The following is a 3,362-nucleotide window of genomic DNA, read 5'->3' on the forward strand; positions in this document are numbered from 1 at the left end:
GGTGGCATCGCCGAGTTCGCCGATATGGAGATAATCGAAGGCCGGATAGTAATCCGGGCAGGACGACACCGACGGACCACCAATGGCGACCGGGAGATCATAGGAATGCGCGCGGTGGCAGATGTCATTCATCTGCGAGCGCTGGATATGCATGCCGCTGACGAGGACGGCTTCAGCCCAGAGGAAATCGTTCGGCGTGGCCGTTTTGATGTTCTCGTCGATGAAGCGGACTTCCCAATTCTCGGGCATATAGGCCGCAATCAGCAACAGCCCCTGCGGCGGCATGAACGCCTGGACGCCATCAGTCAGGGGATAGGAATATTCAAACGTGCCAAATGAAGAGGTGTATCGCGGAAAGACGCACAAGATGCGCCGTACCGTCTGCCTGCCCTCAGCTCTCATAAAATAACCTCTGCGAATCCATCAGCGGTCCCTGCGCTGAACCTTCAATAACGTCGCCGAGATAAAACCGTTCCAATCCTGTTCGCATGCTTTGTCTAAATCTAATCACGTGCGATGAATCTGGGCCAGAATTTCTTCAAGATTGTGACGGCCGGTGACGCGGACGTGATGCGTCAGGCAATCAGCCTGGCCGCGAAAGCCGGAAGCGCTGCGCCCTGGTCGCGAATGCGCAAATCGTCATTGGCGATTCCCGCCTGGACCAGCCAGGCGTCGAATTCCGGTGCCCGCTTCAGGCCAAACAGATCGCGGAGATAAAGCGCATCGTGGAAGGATGTGGACTGGTAATTCAGCATGACATCGTCGGCACCGGGGACGCCCATGATGAAATTGACGCCGGCAGCCGCGAGCAGCGTCAGGAGATTGTCCATGTCGTCCTGATCGGCCTCGGCATGGTTGGTGTAACACACATCCACGCCGAGCGGCAGGCCGAGCAATTTGCCGCAGAAATGATCCTCCAGCCCGGCGCGGATGATCTCCTTGCCGTCATAGAGATATTCGGGGCCGATGAAGCCGACCACGCTGTTAACCAGCAATGGCGAGAACGCCCGCGCCACCGCGTAAGCGCGCGCCTCAAGGGTCTGCTGATCGACGCCATGATGGGCATCGGCCGACAGCGCCGAGCCCTGTCCGGTCTCGAAATACATGACATTGTCGCCGACTGTGCCGCGCTTCAGCGACAGCCCAGCCTCGTGCGCTTGTTTCAGCAGCGCGAGATCGATGCCGAAGCTTTTGTTGGCAGCCTCCGTGCCGGCGATGGACTGGAAGACGAGATCGACCGGTGCGCCCTGCGCGATCAGGTCGATCGAGGTGGTGACATGGGTCAGCACGCAGCTTTGCGTGGGGATGCCGAGCTTGACGATAACGTCATCCAGCATCCGCACCAGCTGGCCGAGCATGGCCGGATCGTCGCTGGCCGGATTGATGCCGATACAGGCATCGCCGGCGCCGAGCATCAGGCCATCGAGCGTCGAGGCCGCGATGCCGCGCATGTCGTCGAAGGGATGATTCGGCTGCAGCCGCACGCTCATATGGCCGCGCAGGCCGATCGTATTGCGAAAGCGGGTGACGACCTCGCATTTCTTAGCCACCAGGATCAGATCCTGATTGCGCATCAGTTTGGAGACCGCAGCCGCCATTTCCGGCGTGATGCCTGAGGCAAGCGCTTTCAACGAATCGGACGTCGCAGCGTCGGACAGCAGCCAGTCGCGAAAGCCGCCGACTGTGAGTGACGCAATCGGCGCGAAGGCCGCAACGTCGTGACCATCGACGATGAGGCGCGTGACCTCGTCGGTTTCATAAGGGATCACGGCTTCGTTCAGGAATTGCCGCAGTGGCAGATCAGCCAGCGCCATCCGCGCGGCGATCATCTGCTCGGCGGTTTCCGCAGCAACTCCCGCAAGCCGATCGCCGGACCGCGGCGGCGTCGCCTTGGCGAGCAGATCGCGGAGATCCGCGAAACTGTAAGTCGTGCTGCCGATGCTGTGGCGATAGGTCATGCCGCCATTGTTGGCCATGACCATCGCCGTGTCCATCCTCTCGTCATTGCGAGGAGCGCAGCGACGAAGCAATCCAGCCTTCATTCGTGGGGTTCTGGATTGCTTCGCTCGCAATGACGACCGTTTGATGACGGAGGTTTACATCGTGGCGCCCAGCACCCATGGCGCGAATTCGGCGCTGCCGACGTCGAAACTCTCGCTCTTGGTACGCTGGCCCGAGGCGGTTGCCAGCATCAGTTCGAAAATGCGCTGGCCGCATTGCTGCACGGTCTCGTCGCCGTCGAGCACGGTGCCGCAATTGATGTCCATGTCGTCTTCCATGCGCTTGAACATCGGCGAGTTGGTCGCAAGCTTGATGGATGGCGCTGGCTTGCAGCCGAACACGCTGCCGCGACCGGTGGTGAAGCACACCATATTCGCGCCGCCGGCCACCTGCCCTGTCGCTGCCACGGGATCGTAACCGGGCGTGTCCATGAAGACGAACCCCTTCTTGGTGATGGTTTCGGCATAGTTCAGCACATCGACGAGATTGGTCGAGCCAGCTTTCGCCATCGCACCGAGCGACTTTTCGAGGATCGTCGTGAGACCGCCAGCCTTGTTGCCGGGCGAGGGATTGGCGTTCATCTCGGCGCCTTCCCGCTCGCAATAGGCCTCCCACCAGCGCATCAACCCGACCAGCTTTTCGCCGACCTCGCGCGAGACGGCGCGGCGCGTGAGCAGATGTTCGGCGCCATAGGTTTCCGGCGTCTCGGAGAGCACCACCGTGCCGCCATGGCGCACCAGCAGATCGCTCGCGGCACCAAGCGCCGGATTGGCCGAGATGCCCGAATAGCCATCGGAGCCGCCGCATTGAAGTGCCACGGTGAGTTCGCTGGCGGAGACCTCCTCGCGCGTCACCTTGTTGGAGTCGGCGAGCGCTTCCTTGACGAAAGCAATGCCCGCTTCCGTTGTCTTCCGCGTGCCGCCGATGTCCTGGATCTGCATTTCGCGGAGACGACCGGCCAGCTTCTGTTCCTGCATCAAGCCACCGATCTGGTTGATCTCGCAGCCGAGGCCGAGCACGACGACGTGGGAGAAATTCACATGACGCGCATAGCCGCCGAGCGTGCGGCGAAGCAGCGTCAGCGGCTCGTCCTGCGTCATGCCGCAGCCGGTCTTGTGCGTCAGCGCGACCACGCCATCGACATTGGGATAGTCGGCGAGCGGATCATGCCCGCTGAAAGGATTTCGCTTGAACACATCGGCGACGAGGCTCGCCACATGCGCGCTGCAATTCACCGAGGTGAGCAGGCCGATATAGTTGCGGGTGGCGACACGCCCGTCGCTGCGCTTGATGCCCATGAAGGTCGCCGGCAGATCGAAATTCGGCGTCGGCTTCACATCGACGCCATAGGCATAATCGCG

Annotated in this window: 3 protein-coding genes; all 3 read right to left on the reverse strand. The window is 61.4% G+C overall.

Annotated features, from left to right (window positions below; genetic code table 11):
• Nucleotides 1-402: cobalamin-dependent protein (locus tag ACIQ2A_RS25725; RefSeq protein ID WP_398484882.1), on the reverse strand; the 402-nt coding region annotated here is incomplete at its 3' end.
• Between the two features lie 173 nt (nucleotides 403-575).
• The gene (locus ACIQ2A_RS25730; protein WP_398484886.1) at nucleotides 576-1,958 is read right to left on the reverse strand and encodes an ethanolamine ammonia-lyase subunit EutB; all 1,383 of its coding nucleotides are present in this window, start codon (nucleotides 1,956-1,958) and stop codon (nucleotides 576-578) included.
• Between the two features lie 138 nt (nucleotides 1,959-2,096).
• Nucleotides 2,097-3,362, reverse strand: a 1,266-nt coding sequence (locus ACIQ2A_RS25735; RefSeq protein WP_398484884.1) for a UxaA family hydrolase, incomplete at its 5' end; no start/stop codon positions are given.

It is taken from the genome of Tardiphaga sp., from assembly GCF_044336785.1.
Taxonomy (GTDB): Bacteria; Pseudomonadota; Alphaproteobacteria; order Rhizobiales; family Xanthobacteraceae; genus Tardiphaga.

What these genes read in the sequence shown, in the direction of transcription:
- ACIQ2A_RS25730 (WP_398484886.1), bottom strand. Translation starts at nt 1,958, where the DNA reads ATGACCTATCGCCACAGCATCGGCAGCACGACTTACAGTTTCGCGGAT.